The 15,242-nt window shown below is 60.7% G+C and carries 16 protein-coding genes; 9 read left to right on the top strand and 7 right to left on the bottom strand.

Features of this window, described 5'->3' with window-relative positions:
* Positions 1-42: 42 nt before the first annotated feature.
* Both benB and benA read right to left on the bottom strand, forming a co-directional pair.
* On the bottom strand, positions 43-528 hold the full coding sequence (benB, locus tag CHB99_RS19025) for a benzoate 1,2-dioxygenase small subunit (RefSeq protein WP_042125308.1): 486 nt from the start codon (positions 526-528) through the stop codon (positions 43-45).
* Complete coding sequence (benA, locus tag CHB99_RS19020; RefSeq protein ID WP_042125390.1) at positions 525-1,883, bottom strand: benzoate 1,2-dioxygenase large subunit; 1,359 nt, start codon at positions 1,881-1,883, stop codon at positions 525-527. Before benA ends, benB begins: the two co-directional genes overlap by 4 nt.
* 319 nt (positions 1,884-2,202) lie before the next feature.
* Here benA and CHB99_RS19015 point away from each other — a divergent pair, with 319 nt between their 5' ends.
* Entirely contained in the window at positions 2,203-2,475 is a 273-nt protein-coding gene (locus tag CHB99_RS19015) for a hypothetical protein (protein ID WP_042125310.1), read from the top strand.
* Between the two features lie 60 nt (positions 2,476-2,535).
* Here the strand turns inward: CHB99_RS19015 and CHB99_RS19010 are convergent, their stop codons facing one another.
* The 3 genes from CHB99_RS19010 to CHB99_RS19000 all read right to left on the bottom strand — a co-directional run bounded on the left by CHB99_RS19010 (position 2,536) and on the right by CHB99_RS19000 (position 5,798).
* Complete coding sequence (locus CHB99_RS19010) at positions 2,536-4,065, bottom strand: DHA2 family efflux MFS transporter permease subunit (RefSeq protein WP_042125312.1); 1,530 nt, start codon at positions 4,063-4,065, stop codon at positions 2,536-2,538.
* Complete coding sequence (locus CHB99_RS19005) at positions 4,062-5,255, bottom strand: HlyD/EmrA/EmrK family protein (protein WP_042125314.1); 1,194 nt, start codon at positions 5,253-5,255, stop codon at positions 4,062-4,064. The genes CHB99_RS19010 and CHB99_RS19005 overlap by 4 nt, the downstream gene beginning before the upstream one ends.
* Before the next feature lie 69 nt (positions 5,256-5,324).
* Complete coding sequence (locus CHB99_RS19000; RefSeq protein WP_042125316.1) at positions 5,325-5,798, bottom strand: MarR family winged helix-turn-helix transcriptional regulator; 474 nt, start codon at positions 5,796-5,798, stop codon at positions 5,325-5,327.
* Positions 5,799-6,064: 266 nt separating this feature from the next.
* Here CHB99_RS19000 and CHB99_RS18995 point away from each other — a divergent pair, with 266 nt between their 5' ends.
* Entirely contained in the window at positions 6,065-6,676 is a 612-nt protein-coding gene (locus CHB99_RS18995; RefSeq protein ID WP_084702739.1) for an alpha/beta fold hydrolase, read from the top strand.
* A 13-nt stretch (positions 6,677-6,689) separates the two neighbouring features.
* On the opposite strand, the gene CHB99_RS18990 is transcribed toward CHB99_RS18995, so the two are convergent.
* Positions 6,690-8,630 (bottom strand): pentapeptide repeat-containing protein, encoded by a 1,941-nt coding sequence (locus tag CHB99_RS18990; protein WP_167335864.1) that lies wholly within the window; start codon positions 8,628-8,630, stop codon positions 6,690-6,692.
* Positions 8,631-9,071: 441 nt separating this feature from the next.
* Between CHB99_RS18990 and CHB99_RS29960 the strand changes: the two genes are divergently transcribed.
* The 7 genes from CHB99_RS29960 to CHB99_RS18955 all read left to right on the top strand — a co-directional run bounded on the left by CHB99_RS29960 (position 9,072) and on the right by CHB99_RS18955 (position 14,515).
* Positions 9,072-9,437 carry a MerR family transcriptional regulator gene (locus CHB99_RS29960; RefSeq protein WP_212555917.1) on the top strand — a complete coding sequence of 122 codons (366 nt, stop codon included), beginning with the start codon at positions 9,072-9,074 and terminating at the stop codon, positions 9,435-9,437.
* Positions 9,438-9,523: 86 nt separating this feature from the next.
* A complete protein-coding gene (locus CHB99_RS29955) occupies positions 9,524-10,246 on the top strand; it encodes a class I SAM-dependent methyltransferase (protein ID WP_212555916.1) in 723 nt (240 codons plus the stop codon).
* A gap of 58 nt (positions 10,247-10,304) precedes the next feature.
* A complete protein-coding gene (locus CHB99_RS18980) occupies positions 10,305-10,811 on the top strand; it encodes a GNAT family N-acetyltransferase (RefSeq protein ID WP_042125320.1) in 507 nt (168 codons plus the stop codon).
* A 476-nt stretch (positions 10,812-11,287) separates the two neighbouring features.
* Positions 11,288-12,082 (top strand): hypothetical protein, encoded by a 795-nt coding sequence (locus CHB99_RS18970; RefSeq protein ID WP_042125324.1) that lies wholly within the window; start codon positions 11,288-11,290, stop codon positions 12,080-12,082.
* A 119-nt stretch (positions 12,083-12,201) separates the two neighbouring features.
* Positions 12,202-12,513: a cupin domain-containing protein gene (locus CHB99_RS18965; protein WP_042125326.1), complete on the top strand. Its 312-nt coding sequence runs from the start codon at positions 12,202-12,204 to the stop codon at positions 12,511-12,513.
* Positions 12,514-12,603: 90 nt separating this feature from the next.
* Positions 12,604-13,101 carry a hydrolase gene (locus CHB99_RS18960; protein ID WP_042125328.1) on the top strand — a complete coding sequence of 166 codons (498 nt, stop codon included), beginning with the start codon at positions 12,604-12,606 and terminating at the stop codon, positions 13,099-13,101.
* A 187-nt stretch (positions 13,102-13,288) separates the two neighbouring features.
* On the top strand, positions 13,289-14,515 hold the full coding sequence (locus tag CHB99_RS18955; RefSeq protein WP_042125395.1) for an MFS transporter: 1,227 nt from the start codon (positions 13,289-13,291) through the stop codon (positions 14,513-14,515).
* A 36-nt stretch (positions 14,516-14,551) separates the two neighbouring features.
* Here CHB99_RS18955 and CHB99_RS18950 read toward each other — a convergent pair whose 3' ends face one another.
* Entirely contained in the window at positions 14,552-15,157 is a 606-nt protein-coding gene (locus CHB99_RS18950; protein ID WP_042125330.1) for a MiaE family protein, read from the bottom strand.
* Positions 15,158-15,242: the final 85 nt, after the last annotated feature.

Raw genomic sequence — 15,242 nt, 5'->3', positions numbered from 1 at the left:
ACGGCGCGCCGCATGGCACACCGGGCGGTCCTCGCCGTGACGTCAGATGTGGTAGATGTCGATGACCTGGCGAACGTAGTCGTTCTTCAGCACCACCTTCTTCGCCAGGATCAGCGGCGTCTCGCCGCGCAGGTCGAGGGTGTAGAAACTGGTGCCGAAATAGCTGTCGGTGGTCTTGTAGCGAAAGCTCAGGGTGTGCCAGTTGAAGCGCACCCGGCACTGCCCGGCGTCCTGCTCGACGATCTCGATGTTGCTGAGGTTGTGCGAGGTGCGGGTGTCCGGCACCGTCGCGCTGGAGCGTTCGGTCTTGATGCGGAAGACCCGGTCTTCCAGACCGCCGCGGTTGCCGTACCAGATCAGCGAGATCTCGCTCTGCGGGTCTTCGGTCAGGCGGTCGTCGTCGTCCCACGACGGCATCCAGAAGGTCGCGTCGGCGGCGTACAGCTCCAGCCACTGGTCCCACTGGGCATCGTCCAGGTAGCGCGCTTCGCGGTAGAGGAAGTCACGCACGGTGTCATGCAGGCTCATTGCACGGCCTCCACGGGAATCAGTCGCTGTTCCTCCGCGAGGGCCTTGAGCAGGGTGTCCTGCCAGTACTTGTGCTGCAGCACGAACAGGCCTTCGTCCTCGGTGCGCACGCCCGACAGCAGCGGCGCCAGTTCGATCTCGCGGGCCGCCTCGTCGGCGCCCTCGACCCAGTGCTGCGCACCGCGGGACATGTCGTTCCAGCCGCTGCCGGCGCCGTAGCCGGTCTGGCAGGAACGGAATTCCTCCAGGTCGTCGGGGGTGGCCATGCCGCTGACGTTGAAGAAGTCCTCGTACTGGCGGATGCGCTGCGCGCGGGCCTCGGCGCTTTCACCCCTGGGCGCGATGCAGTAGATGGTGATCTCGGTCTTGTTCACCGAGATCGGCCGGGCGATGCGGATCTGCGAGCTGAACTGGTCCATCAGGTAGACGTTGGGGTACAGGCACAGGTTGCGCGAGTTCTCGATCATCCAGTCGGCGCGGGCCTGGCCGTGGTCGGCGGCCAGTTGCTCGCGACGCTCGTAGGCCGGGCGATCCTGCGGGTTGGCCCAGCGCGTCCACAGCAGCAGGTGGCCGTGGTCGAAGGAATAGAAGCCACCGCCCTGCTTGGCCCAGGAACCGGCGCTCATGGTCTTGATCTCCTCGCCTGCCTCGCGCTGCTTGCGCTGGTTCTGGGTGGCGGCGTAGTTCCAGTGCACGGAGCTGACGTGGTAGCCGTCGGCACCGTTTTCCGCGGTGAGCTTCCAGTTGCCTTCGTAGATGTAGGAACTGGAGCCGCGCAGCACTTCCAGGCCTTGCGGCGACTGGTCGACGATCATGTCGATGATCTTCGCCGACTCGCCCAGGTGCTCCACCAGCGGCTTGACGTCGGCGTTGAGGCTGCCGAACAGGAAGCCGCGATAGGACTCGAAGCGCGCCACCCGGGTCAGGTCATGGGAGCCGTCGCAGTTGAAGTTGTCGGGATAGCCGGCGTTGCTCGGGTCCTTGACCTTGAGCAGCTTGCCGCTGTTGTTGAAGGTCCAGCCATGGAACGGGCAGGTGTAGCTGGAGCGGTTGCCGCGCTTGTGCCGGCAGAGCATGGCGCCGCGGTGGCTGCAGGCGTTGAGGAAGGCATTCAGCTCGCCGTCCTTGTTGCGCGCGATGAAGATCGGCTGGCGGCCCATGGTCAGGCTGAGGAAGTCGTTGTTTTCGGGGATCTGGCTCTCGTGGGCCAGGTAGATCCAGTTGCCCTCGAAGATGTGCTTCATCTCCAGGTCGAACAGGCGCGGGTCGGTGAACATTTCCCGCTTGCAGCGGTAGACGCCGGATTCCCGGTCGTCCTCGAGCATGGCATTGAGGTAGTCGAATCCCAGGGACATGGCCAGGGCCTCCATTGTTATTGTTCAGGCCAGGTTAGGGGCGTGGGGAGCGCGGCAATATCCGGATCGTGCAGAGTGCTATCCAGTTTGTGCAGGCAGAAACGCCTGTCATCGAGCGGTCATACCAAATAGCCAAGCGCTTACATTTCTTATGGATTAATACCTACAGACAGTATGATTGCGAATGATATCGTATAGCCATTATGTGAACTGAATCACAGATGAACAACGCGAACATGGATGCCGGAAACCATTGAAATAGACGGGGCGCAGTCCGAAAAGCCAGACGAGTAGGAACATTTATAGGGAGATATACCGCATGACCGCTCAAGAGCAATTTGTAGGTGGATGGACCCCTTATCACCCACTGACCGCCCAGGACAAGGCAGTCTTCGAAGAAGCCCTTGCCGGGTACGTGGGTGTGAATTACGAGCCTCTCGAAGTCGCGACCCAGGTAGTCAACGGTACCAACTACCGCTACCAGGCCAATGCCAGTCTGCCAGGCGCCAGCCAGGTGGTGTGGAAGGCAATCGTGGAAATCTACGCGCCGATCAATGGCAAGCCGTACGTCACCCAGATCAACCGGGTCTGAGTGAACGCAACCCACGGGCGCGCAGCCACTGCGCCCCGGGGGTACCCGCGACACCCCCGCTCAATGCCCCGCCGATGAAGGCCCCGGTTTCGCCGCGAACGGCGGCTTCGCCAGCCACACCAGCAGAATCAACCCCGCGAACACCCAGCCCATCAGGGTGAAGTAGTCCACCGTCGACATCATGTACGCCTGGCTGCCGAGAATCTGCTCCAGTTGCCGGTACGACGCCCCACCTGCCCCGCCCAGTTGCTGCAACGCCTCGCGCGTCGCCGGCTCGTAGGTGCTGATGCTTTCGCTCAGGTAGGCATGGTGCTGGTCGGCGCGGCGGATCCAGATCCAGGTGGTCAGCGAGGCCGCGAAGCTGCCGCCCAGGGTGCGCAGGAAGGTCGCCAGGCCCGAGCCGTCGGCGATCTGCTGCGGCGGCAGGTCCGACAACAGGATGCTCAGGGTCGGCATGAAGAACAGCGCCACGCCGATGCCCATGAACAGCTGCACCAGGGCCACGTGCTGGAAGTCCACCTCATGGGTGAACTGCGCGCGCATGAAGCAGCTCAGGCCGATCGCCAGGAACGCCAGGCCGGCCAGCAGGCGCAGGTCGAAGCGGTGCGCGTACTTGCCGACGAAGGGTGACATCAACACCGGCAGCAGACCGATCGGCGCCACCGCCAGGCCGGCCCAGGTCGCGGTGTAGCCCATCTGCGTCTGCAGCCACTGCGGCAGGATCAGGTTGATGCCGAAGAAGCCGGCGTAGCCGCAGACCAGGACGATGGTGCCGATGCGGAAATTGCGGTGGACGAACAGGCGCAGGTTCACCACCGGGTGCTTGTCGGTCAGTTCCCAGATGATGAATACGGCGATGAACACCGCGGAAATCAGGCTGCCGACGATGATGAAGTTCGACTCGAACCAGTCCAGGTCATTGCCCTTGTCGAGGACGATCTGCAAGGCGCCGACCCCGATCACCAGGCTCAGCAGGCCGATATAGTCCATCGGCTGGCGGCTGGTGTGCACCGGCCGCGCGCGCATCTGCTGGCGCACCACGGCGGCGGCGAACAGGCCGATCGGCACGTTGATGAAGAAGATCCACGGCCAGCTGTAGCTGTCGGTGATCCAGCCGCCGAGGATCGGCCCGGCGATCGGCGCCACCACCGTGACCATGGCCAGCAGCGCCAGGGCCATGCCGCGTTTCGCCGGCGGGTAGACGGCGATCAGCAGGGTCTGGGTCATCGGGTACAGGGGCCCGGCGACCACGCCCTGGAGCACGCGGAAGCCCACCAGTTCCGGCATCGACTGGGAAATGCCGCAGAGGAACGACGCCAGGACGAACAGCAGGGTCGCCCAGATGAACAGCTTGACCTCGCCGAAGCGCCGGCTCAGCCAGCCGGTCAGCGGCAGGGCGATGGCGTTGCTCACGGCGAACGAGGTGATCACCCAGGTGCCCTGCTCCGAGCTGACCCCGAGGTTGCCGGAAATGGTCGGCAGGGCGACGTTGGCGATGGTGGTGTCGAGCACCTGCATGAAGGTCGCCAGGGACAGGCCGACCGTGGTCAGGACCAGGCTCGGCGGGGTGAACGAGGCCTGGTTGCTCATCGTTGCGCGGTCTTGTCGCTGGCGCTGTTGTCGTGGATCAGGCGGGCGATCAGGGTGTCGGCCTCGACCAGCTGGCGGTCATACACCTGGGTGGCGAAGCTCGCCTGCTGCGCCGGCTGCTGGGCCAGGACCGGACCGCTCTGGTCGTGCAGGTCGACGTCGACCGTGGTCGACAGGCCGATGCGCAGCGGATTCCGGGCCAGTTGCTCGGGGTTGATGTGCACCCGCACCGGCACGCGCTGGACGATCTTGATCCAGTTGCCGGTGGCGTTCTGCGCCGGCAGCAGGGCGAAGGCGCTGCCGGTACCGGCGCCGAGGCTGTCGATGGTGCCGCTGTACTTCACCTCGCTGCCGTACAGGTCGGTGCTGATCTCCACCGCCTGGCCGATGCGCATGTTGCGCAGTTGGGTTTCCTTGAAGTTGGCGTCGATCCACAGCTGGTCCAGCGGAATCACCGCCATGGTCGCGGTGCCCGGCTCCAGGCGCTGGCCCAGTTGCACGGTGCGTTTGGCGACGTAGCCGGTGACCGGCGCCACCAGGGTGGTGCGCGCGTTGCTCAGATAGGCCTGGCGCAGCTCGGCGGCGGCGGCCTGGACTTGCGGATGGGACGACACCACGGTGTCATCGACCAGCGCGGTGGTGGTATTGAGCTGCTGCCTGGCGTTGGCCAGGGCACCTTGCGCCGAGGTCAGGTCGTCGCGGGCGTGGGACAGCTCTTCCTGGGAAATCGCCCCGCCGGCGGCGAGGATCTTGCGACGGTTGAAGTTTTCCTGGGCTTTCTGCAGCTCGGCCTTGCGCGCCTCGACCTGGGCCTTCATGCCGTCGACATTGCTGTACAGCCCGCGGACCTGGCGCACGGCGCGGGCCAGCTTGGCCTCGGCGGCCTGCAGGCCGACCTCGGCGTCGCTCGGGTCGAAGCGGATCAGTTCCTGCCCGGCCTGCACCAGGTCGCCGTCGTCGGCGCCGATGCTGATCACGGTGCCGGTGATCAGCGGGGTGATTTCCACCACGTTGCCGTTGACGTAGGCATCGTCGGTGCTTTCGCTCCAGCGCCCGTAGCGTTCGTGCCAGAACCAGGTGCCGGCACCGAGGGCCACCACCACGAGCGCCAGGCCGACCAGCCAGGTCTTGCGCTTGCGCTGATTGTTTACGTCCTGCTCGTTGGCGGCAGTGTCCGAAGAAGTGGCCATGGCGAATACCTTATGGATGACGGGTGGCCGCCGACGTTGCCGCGGCCTGCTGTTGTTGGGTGGCGCGGATCATTCATGCCCCACCCGCAGCAGGGTCAGGGCATCGCCGGCGCTGAGCAGAACCTTGGTCAGGATGGCGGTGAGGGTCGCCAGTTCCTCGGGGTCGAGGACACCGAGCAACTCGTTCATCGCCGCCGCGCCGATATGCGGCAGGCGCTCGGCCAGGGCGCGGCCTTCGTCGGTGAGGCCGACGCGGACCTGGCGCCGGTCGTCCGGGCAGCGGCTGCGGGCGATCAGGTCTTTCTGTTCGAGGCGGTCGAGCATGCGGGTCATCGAACCACTATCCAGACCGAGGTGGCGGCACAGTTCCGCCGGGGTATCGACGGCGAACTGGGCGACGATGATCAGCACCTTGAACTGCGCGGCGGTGACGCCGAAGTCCTCCAGATGACTGTCGAGGATGCGGTCCTTGACCAGCGAGGCACGGCCCAGAAGCATGCCGATGGTGCAGCTCTGGAAGTTTTCCGGGGTGAAATGGGACATCGGTGAGAAACCTGCTCAGGCAGCAATGTAAACAAATATGTCTGCCCAGGCATTGATTGTCCAGGCATTTATTAGCTTGCTTTGTATTTTGCCGATGGAAGGCTGAGCAGATTGGTCGGGTTTACCTTTGGATGAGCGGCTTTGGCAGGCGCTGGCTTGGCGTGTGTCGAAGCACTGCGAAAGGACCGCAAAACGGTCCCAGGCCCTGTTCATTCCCGGGTATCCTGCGGCGCCTGTATCGAGGTTTACAACGCATGGAGCGAACCGTGTCCCCTTCCCCCGAACAACTGCTTTTCCTGCCCGGCGCCTCCGGTAACACACGGTTCTGGCAGCCGGCCGCCGAAGCCCTGAAGACACCGATCGAAACCCGCCACATGGGCTGGCCGGGGTTCGGTACGACACCGCCCGACCCACGGATCACTTGCCTGGAGCACCTGGCCGCCCTGGCCCTCGACAGAATCGACAGGCCCACGGCACTGGTCGCGCAATCCATGGGTGGCGTTGTCGCGGTCCGCATGGCCCTGGAGCGCCCGGAACTGATCACTCACCTGGTGTTGTCCGTGACCTCGGGCGGCCTGGACCTCTCCGGCTTCGGCGCCGAGGACTGGCGCGCGGAGTTCGCCGCGGAACACCCGGAGCTGCCGCGCTGGTTCCTCGAAGACCGCACCGACCTCGGCGCCCGCCTGCACGAACTGCGCATGCCGGTGTTGCTGCTGTGGGGCGGCGCCGATCCGATCAGCCCGGTGCGGGTGGGTGAACGGCTGGCGGAGTTGATCGCGGATGCCCGGCTGGTGGTGTTTCCCGAGGCCGGGCATGATCTGGGGCTGAGTCATGCCGAGGGGGTGGCGGGGTTGATCGATGAGCATCTACGAAGGTAAATGCGGATTTCGCTCACTGCGTAACATCAGCGTGCGGCGAAACTCCAGCTTTCTGGTTTGCCATATCTTCGAGACTCTGCCTCTGGTCGTCGGTAAAGAATCTGGCCCCTTTGCAGGCATTCGAATCACGGAAGCGCTCGATCAATCGATACGGGAGCGGGCTGTTTTTCAGAAAAGGAGAATGGCTTTCGATGTACTGCCCCTCCACTGCCATGCCCAAAGGCAGCAATACGGCCTGCAAGGCCAAACCGGGATACTTGCTGTCACATACCGCCGCAAGCCACACGCTGGCGACCTTCTTCTCACGCATCGTGGTATTTCGCGAAACCGGCCAGGATTTCTCCCAGGTCTCCGGGTCAACACCGTCAGCCTTTATGAAACTGGTGCCATCCAGATTGGCCGCTTTGAAAACTGCACCTTTGAGGTCAGCGCCCTCCATCCAGGCCAAGCCCAGCTTTGCGCCGGAGAAATCGACCCTCAGCGCGCTGATATATTGAAGATGAGCCCCGATAAGTTTCGCATGAGACATATTTGACATATCCACAACCGCATTCATTAAATTGGCACCGCTCAGGTCTGCATATGAGAAGTCCGTACCCGGCATGTTCGCGCCACTCAAACTGGCTTCCCGCAAATTCGCCCCTGCAAATTTCGTCTTGGAGAAAACTGCTTTTCCAATTGAGGTCTTTTGCAAAAAGGCAGCCGAAAGATCAGCATTCTGCAATTGCGTACAATCCGTACCCTTGACCACATACGTTCCGACAAAATTGCTTCCCGCACCGTTCAATTGGCTCGACGCACACCCCATCTTCGCGCCGCGCAGATCAGCACCAATCAACACGGCTCCGCGCAGGTTTGCCGCAGTAAAGTCAGCGCCTCTGAAATTGGCATTGATAAAAACCGCACCCTGAAGATTCCGTGCCCTCAGCGACAGAGTGGCATCAAGTTCTCCTGTGCTTCTTTCCTCGAAAAGGACTGCCCCCGGATTGTTGTGCGATGGCAGAACCAGCCGGTTCGAAAACAAACTCAACGGTTTGCCGGTTCTCAGATCGACGTCCCCTTCCAATAATAAAGTGCGCAGAGAAATCCACTTCATCGAGGCGATGAAATCTTCGGAAACACGCATGACCTTACTCAAAACCGAAGGACATGGAGCCGCGTTGAACTCGGTTTCGCAAAGTTTATCGCGTGGCTTTTCCTTCACGGCAGGCGACGCAGAATCGTCTGCCACACCATGAGGATTCGGCCAGGCGGTGGGAATGAAGCGTAGCTGATAGGAATGCTCATCGAGCCATTCGCCTGGAAACAAGGTGACTGTCACAGTCATCACGCCCAGTAAAACTGCCACTGCAATACTGATGAAACGACTTCTTTTCGACGTTCCCCCCTCGCTCATTGCAGCGAGGGGCCATAATTTAATCAACAGAACCAGATCGAGCATGATCAACAGTCGATGCCACCAGGTCAAACCTTCATGATGATAGGGCAAGAACTGCAGCAGAAATAAAAACAGAACAAACACTGGCCCCATCGCCAGGCTGACGAAGGAGATGATGAGCAACAACACTCTCTGGGTGCCTTTACGTATTTCGCGCGGACCCGCCAGCAATTGGATAAAAATGCTGTTTGGCAACTGCCGCCTTGCAAACTCTTGCGCTTCAATGTCCCAGGTTTTACTGAGCAGCTCGGTAGTAAACGCTTGCAGCTTCGATCTCATGATAGAGAAATGCAGAAGCACGTAAGCATGGCTGATCACCAATAGAAGAGGCGCGAGCCAGAAGAACCCCAGCAACGGCAGGTTCACATTCAGGACAGGCAAGGTCAGCGTTTTACTGGTCAGCAGGTCGGCGTGGGTCACTCCGGAGACGGCAATGAGCATGTACAGCATCAGGAACAGATAGCTGTACCACAGCCCCCCACCAGTGCTGGCCGCTTCTACCGTGGACGCTTTCATGGAGTCCAGCCTTGCTATATCAGTGTCAGACTGGGCCTTGGGTGCACCGCTTGCTTTGGAGCCTTTTATATCCATAACCGGGCTTTCCACTCAGTTGGGCTTGTGTGTGTGTGTGTGCGGAAATAGGCCAGCGCAGATCTCAGTAAAGTAACCGCATCGACTGCCTACGCAACATCATCGCCAGCTTCGCTTCTTTTAGGAGATGTCGGGTCATCGCTCATTCCCACTCTCCATCTAGAAGGTAGCAGGCTTCATCCACGTTGTTCCTGCATGCATGCGAGCTGTTTTCGGGGGGCAGGAAAATGCGCCATTTCCTTACTGATCCAGGTTGCCGTGCACAGGGGAAAACAGGTTGCTGCTCCCCACACATCCACACGGCCCCTTTACCTGTCTATAACTTCATAGTTTAGGGTCGCAGCCTACAAAGTGAGGGGAAGGCTCATGTATCGCATTTCCGAGCTGGCGGCGAAGGTGGGCTTGAGCCGCTCCACGCTGCTCTATTACGAAAAGATGGGGCTGATCTCATCGAGGCGGCAGGCCAACGGCTATCGCGCGTACTCGGATCAGGATCTACAGCAGCTGAAGTTGTTGCAGCAGCTTCAGGCTGGCGGTTTGACCTTGAGGGAGTGCCAGGCGTGCCTGGAAACGCGCATCGATAGAACGTTGCTGCTTGAGCGTCTCCAGACGCTGGAGCAGGAGATCACCGAAAAACAGCAATCCCGGGATCTGCTTGCGTCCATGCTGGGGATGGCCTCCATGCGCGGGGGCACCAGGCACTGGAAAGCCAGGCACCGGGAGCGCACCTGACCTGGCTGCTCAAGCAGGGCTTCAGTGAAAAACAGGCGCTGCGCTTGAAGTGGCTGTCGAAGGACATGAATGAGCACGAGCAGTACATGGCCGATTTCGAGCGGATTTTCGATGGCCTGGATCGCCTGGGGCCGGGATCTGCTGAAGATACCCTGCAAGCACTCCACGCGCTGCCGGCTGTACCGCACACACTGCTGGATATTGGCTGCGGCAGGGGTGTCAGCACCGTGCTGCTGGCTGAGCACACACCGGCACTGATTACTGCCCTGGACAATGATGAGTACAACCTGACCTGTTTACGCGAAACCCTCGGAGACAAAGCCTTGCAGGAACGGGTGAAGCTGGTTTGCGCCAGCATGACCGAGATGCCGTTCGCAAGACAGCAGTTTGATGCGATCTGGGCGGAAGGTAGTGCTTACATCATGGGTTTTGAAAAAGCCCTGAAAAGCTGGAGGCCGTTTATCAGACCGCAAGGGTTTCTGGTGGTCAGTGATCTGCTGTGGCTAACCGATAACCGTCACCGGGAAGCCTCGGCATTCTGGTGCCAAAGTTACCCGGATATGACAACAGAGGACGATCGCTTATCCACTATTGCCAAGCTGGACTATCAGGTATTGAACAGTTTCCCACTGAGCCAGCAGGCGTGGGAAAACTACCTGGCGCCACTGCGTGAAAAGATCGCCAGACTTTCCCCGCAAGAGTTTTCCTCAAAGGCACTTGCGGACATCACCAAGGAACTGGATATCCATCGGCAGTACCTTGGCGAATATGGCTACCAACTATTCATATTGCAGAAAAAAGGTGCATAGCACCGGCAAGCCTTTATTCAGAAACTCGCAGTTCATTATTTGAGAAGAGAAAATCGCTGTGAATATTAAAATCCGCAACGAACACGTCGAAGACATCGACACTATAACGCGACTGACCACGGCAGCATTCGAGCATGAAGAGCACTCAAGCCACACCGAGCAATTCATCGTCAATGCACTACGCCGCAGCGAGCAGCTCAGCATCTCCCTGGTGGCGGTAGAGAACGACAGGATTATCGGCCATGTCGCTATCTCCCCGGTTCGGGTTTCGTCTGGCGCAAGTGGTTGGTTCGGGCTCGGGCCGATCTCCGTATGGCCAGATCGTCAGGGCCAGGGCATTGGCTCAGCCTTGATGAAAGCCGCTCTGGCGGAGTTGCAACGCCTTGGCGGCATTGGTTGCGTAGTGCTGGGGGATCCTGGCTATTATGGGCGCTTCGGTTTCAAGGCCCACCCAGGTTTGGAATTACCTGGGATCCCTCACGAGTATTTCCAGGCGCAGGCATTTGCCGGTGAATTGGCAACCGGCATTGTGCAATATCACGAGGCGTTTGAAGCTATCGAGTAAACGACTTGCCACCCGCAGCGGGCACGAAACTGAGAGCGAGGTCAGGGAATGACAGTTGGTCGTAACAATGATCTTGCCTACTCCATCCTGCTGATCAGCCCTGTCCTCCTTTACGCAAACATGGGTGCCGATCCGCTGTACACAGGTACCTGGTACCTCCTGGGTATGCCTGTGGCGATGCTCCTGCCGGGCTTGATCCTGCGAGCTCCCGCGTTGTTTCTCACTGGAACGACAGCAGCGGCGATAGCGAGTCTATTGGTCTACGCGAAAATCATGTTGAGCCTGGCTCGCCCTGATGTATTGCGGTGCACTGTCGATGGGGAGGTAGCAATGACACAGCCCACCGGAGGGCTCGGCAAGCACGCCGGGAGTGTGAGCTGATCAGCGTTCCTGTGACGAACTGCTTGGCGCTGGCACAAGCGCGGCGTGCTCATGCATCATCGGCAAATCGATACCTCCTATTAGACGACACGCCAATGAAGACCGATCTCAAACATCAGTTAGTCGTAGTTGCTGACGATGTGGAGCACGCCAGGGAAAGCTCGGTGGCGCGCAACATACGCGAAGCGCGGGAAAAGCTTTTCGATGAAAAATATCCGTGGAACTGGACGAACGCTCTGACGTTACGTGGGCTGGAGAAACTCGCGAATACCCTTCAGTCCACCCCTGAAGAAATCGCAATAATCTCGACGAAGGAATCGGATTCGATCACGTTCCCGCCAGGTCACCCGAGACGAAAAGTGGTATACGCCCGACATCCCGCCTCCGCGACCCTCTACTACCCGGTTGCCAGCTTCCATAGAAAAGCCTTCGAACATAAATTTGCCGAAGTGCTTCGTCTCCTCACCTCGTTAGGCGCCAGAAAAGTCAGGGTCGAGCATGAAAAAGGCTGGGAACGCGATTTCGGCGTGGATTTCTCGGCGGTTGTTCCAGAAGCCAGTAACCAGGGCTCGGCAGGCTTTTCATCGTCAAGCAAAGCCGATGAGCGCCTGTTGTTCGAAGCCACATTGAAAGGGAACACCACCCCAAAAATTCCGGACAGCCTTGTGTGGTTTCCTCACGAACCGTTATGGCAGGAAATTGCCAGAAACCGGATCGATCACGGAATGGAGGCGTTCAACCTCACTATCAACTATGCGGATGACTATGGGGTGAACGCAAAGCTCATGGCGACTCTGACGCAAGCGTCATTCGAGCTGGGTGGGTCATTTGAAGAACACATAAGTACAACCTGGCGGATCACTGGAGAGTTCAACCACCCTCTTGACTGAGTCGCTTGTAGTTCAATATTGACTGCGTTGTGCCGTCTGCGCTTTGGGATTAGCCGTGGACGGTCAGCGGTTCTGATACATCGGTCCAAACCCACTACCTTTTTCGAGCGCCACGACCAATGAGAGTTATTCGAAGCAAGGAATTCACCGCCACTCGCGCCTGGGGGGCTGATGACATAGCCAACATGGACGGCACCACCGTTCGACTGCACTGGACCGACCAGCCGTACAAATGGCATGTCAACGATGGCGAGGAGGTATTCGCCGTCCTCGACGGCATTGTCGATATGCACTACCGCGAGTCAGGCATTGAACACGTCGTGACATTGTCGGTTGGCGATGTGTTTTTCGCGGGAGTTGGCTGTGAACACGTTGCACATCCTCGCGGAGAAGCGCGGATTCTGGTCATCGAACGTGAGGGCAGCGTTTAGGTTGCCTGGCTGAAGTTGAGCCCAACCACAAGCTGACACTGCTCAAAACACGAGTGATACCCTGCGTCGATCATTCTTCAGGGCCGTAGCATGGACATACCGCCTCGCTTCATCATCCATGAGTCATCGCACTGGGTGTTGAACCACCGCATTGACAGTGCGTTGCCTGGCTATCTGATACTCAGCGCAAAGCAGATCACCAACTCGTTGGCCGCGCTGGCCGAGCAAGCGCTCGCAGAGTTGGGGCCGTTACAGGCAAGAACCCAACAGGCCATCGAAGCGCACCTGCATCCACAACGTCTGTACATCAGCCGTTTTGGTCATGATGCCGGGCACTCCATCCATTTCCACTTCATCCCGATCTACCCCTGGATCGAGACCCTGTTCTGGCAAGACGACAGATACAGGTCGCTCCAGGCTTTTGGCTCGCTCGACAATACCGTGCCTCAAACAGACGGTGCAGAGCTGACCCTCTTTGTATGGCGAGAGTTTTGCGAGCGTCCTGATCCACCGGCGGTACAGGGCCCATCCATCGACCAGACCATTGACCTGATGCGCACGGTGTTTGCGAGCTCAGCGTCTCGCTGAACATCCACAGCACAGTGAGGCTGCCTGGCTCGAAAACAGCCCCTCAGCCCAAACCGCTCCATCAATCCCCCTGATGATCACTATCAAACCGCCCGTCTGTCGGACGCCCAGACCCGACTCCTATAATCGCCCCCCGATTTTCCCATCCCCTCGCCTGCTCCAGGCGCCCTTCTTGGAACCCAAGACCATGCCAAGCCCCAGCCAGGCCTCTCATAGCCTCGACGACCCAAACCAGCGCAGCCTCACCCAGCAATGGCTCGCCATCCTCTCCGTGGCCATCGGTGCCTTCGCCCTGGTCACCAGTGAATTCCTCCCGGTCGGTGTGCTCAACGATGTCGCCGCCGACCTCGGCATCAGCGCCGGCCAGGCCGGCCTGATGGTCACCCTGCCCGGCATCATGGCCGCCCTCGCCGCGCCGTTGCTCTCGGTGGGCATCGGTGCCCTGGACCGGCGCTACCTGCTGGTCGGCCTGACCCTGATCATGATCATCGCCAATATCGTGGTGGCCTTCGCCAGCGACTTCAGCCTGCTGCTGTTCGGCCGCGTGTTGCTGGGCATCAGCATCGGCGGCTTCTGGGCGACGGCGATTGCCCTCAGCGGGCGCCTGGCACCCAAGGGCGTCGGCGTGGCGCAGGCCACGTCGATCATCATGGTCGGGGTGACCCTGGCCACGGTGCTGGGCGTACCCGTGGGTACCTGGCTGAGCGGCCTGATGGGCTGGCGCATGACCTTCCTCGCCACCGCGCTGGTGGGCGTGCCGGTGCTGCTGGCGCAGGTCTTCCTGCTGCCACGGCTCAATCCGGAGAAGGCCATTCGCGTCAGTGACCTGCCGGCCCTGTTCATCAATCCGCAAGCGCGGATCGGTCTGATCGCGGTCTTGCTGATCGGCCTGGCGCACTTCGCCGCGTATACCTATGTCGCGCCGTTCTTCAAGGAACGGGCCGGCTTCGACGGTCCGACCATCGGTTCGCTGCTGCTGCTCTACGGCATCGCCGGGGTCGCGGGGAACATCTTCGCCGGCTTCGCCGCCAACCGCAGTGTGCGCCACACGCTGATGCTGGTGGCGCTGCTGATCGGCATCAGCACCTTCCTGTTCCCCTACTTCGCCACCAGCCTGACCGGCGCGGCGCTGCTGATCGCGCTGTGGGGCTTCGCCTTCGGGGCGTTCCCGGCCTGCGCCAGCATCTGGATGTTCGTGGTCGCGCCCAAGGATGTCGAACGCGGCATGCCGCTGTTCGTCGCAATGTTCCAGGTGATCATCGCGCTGGGCTCGTTCTTCGGCGGGCGCATCGTCGACCAGCTCGGCAGCGCGGTGCTGATGAGCCTGGCCACCGCCCTGGTGGGCTGCGGCTTCGTGACGGTACTGGTACTGGGGCGCAAGGTCAGCAACCGGCTGGCGGTGCAACCCTGCTGATTCAAGGGCGCGAAGAGACCTTCGCGCCGCGACGCTTCAGGCCGGGACGCCGCTGTGGAAGCGGAACTCCTCGTCCGGCGACTGGATCAGCTCGACTTCCACCTCGCGCACCTTGTCCACGGTGCGCTGGACATCCTCGGCATCGCCGTAGTGCAGGGCCAGCTTCAGGTAGCCCTGGTAGTGCCGCGCCTCGCTCTTGAGCAGGCCGTGGTAGAACTTGCCCAGTTCCTCGTCCAGGTGCGGTACCAGCGCGGCGAAACGCTCGCAACTGCGCGCCTCGATGAAGGCGCCGATCACCAGGGTGTCGACCAGCTTGGCCGGTTCATGGGCGCGGGCCACGCGGCGCAGGCCCGAGGCGTAGCGACCGGCGGACACCGGCCGCAGCGGGATCCTGCGGCGCTTCATCAGGCGCAGCACCTGCTCGTGATGGACCAGCTCCTCGCGGGCCAGGCGCGACATCATGTTGATCAGGTCGATGTGCGTGTTGTACTTGGCGATCAGGCTCAGGGCGGTGCTGGCGGCCTTGAACTCGCAGTTCTTGTGGTCGATCAGCAGGGTTTCCTGGTCGGCCAGCGCCGCGTGCACCCAGGCGTCGGGGGTGCGGCAACCGAGGAAGGCTTCGATTTCGGGGATGAGTTGCATGGATTCACGAACGGCATGAGGCGACAGGGGCGGCGATTATACCGGCGTCGGCGGCGATCACCAGTGACTATGCTTTGATATGCAT

Source organism: Pseudomonas japonica (assembly GCF_900188455.1).
GTDB classification, from domain to species: Bacteria; Pseudomonadota; Gammaproteobacteria; order Pseudomonadales; family Pseudomonadaceae; genus Aquipseudomonas; species Aquipseudomonas japonica.
This window is presented reverse-complemented; position numbering and strand designations above follow the sequence as displayed.

Excerpts from the sequence above, each read along its gene's own strand:
- CHB99_RS19005 (WP_042125314.1), bottom strand. The coding sequence starts at position 5,255 with ATGGCCACTTCTTCGGACACTGCCGCCAACGAGCAGGACGTAAACAAT.
- CHB99_RS18960 (WP_042125328.1), top strand. The coding sequence starts at position 12,604 with ATGGACATACCGCCTCGCTTCATCATCCATGAGTCATCGCACTGGGTG.
- CHB99_RS29960 (WP_212555917.1), top strand. The coding sequence starts at position 9,072 with ATGTATCGCATTTCCGAGCTGGCGGCGAAGGTGGGCTTGAGCCGCTCC.
- CHB99_RS29955 (WP_212555916.1), top strand. The coding sequence starts at position 9,524 with ATGGCCGATTTCGAGCGGATTTTCGATGGCCTGGATCGCCTGGGGCCG.
- CHB99_RS18955 (WP_042125395.1), top strand. The coding sequence starts at position 13,289 with ATGCCAAGCCCCAGCCAGGCCTCTCATAGCCTCGACGACCCAAACCAG.
- CHB99_RS19010 (WP_042125312.1), bottom strand. The coding sequence starts at position 4,065 with ATGAGCAACCAGGCCTCGTTCACCCCGCCGAGCCTGGTCCTGACCACG.
- benB (WP_042125308.1), bottom strand. The coding sequence starts at position 528 with ATGAGCCTGCATGACACCGTGCGTGACTTCCTCTACCGCGAAGCGCGC.
- CHB99_RS18965 (WP_042125326.1), top strand. The coding sequence starts at position 12,202 with ATGAGAGTTATTCGAAGCAAGGAATTCACCGCCACTCGCGCCTGGGGG.
- CHB99_RS18950 (WP_042125330.1), bottom strand. The coding sequence starts at position 15,157 with ATGCAACTCATCCCCGAAATCGAAGCCTTCCTCGGTTGCCGCACCCCC.
- CHB99_RS19000 (WP_042125316.1), bottom strand. The coding sequence starts at position 5,798 with ATGTCCCATTTCACCCCGGAAAACTTCCAGAGCTGCACCATCGGCATG.
- CHB99_RS18970 (WP_042125324.1), top strand. The coding sequence starts at position 11,288 with ATGAAGACCGATCTCAAACATCAGTTAGTCGTAGTTGCTGACGATGTG.
- CHB99_RS19015 (WP_042125310.1), top strand. The coding sequence starts at position 2,203 with ATGACCGCTCAAGAGCAATTTGTAGGTGGATGGACCCCTTATCACCCA.
- CHB99_RS18990 (WP_167335864.1), bottom strand. The coding sequence starts at position 8,630 with ATGAAAGCGTCCACGGTAGAAGCGGCCAGCACTGGTGGGGGGCTGTGG.
- benA (WP_042125390.1), bottom strand. The coding sequence starts at position 1,883 with ATGTCCCTGGGATTCGACTACCTCAATGCCATGCTCGAGGACGACCGG.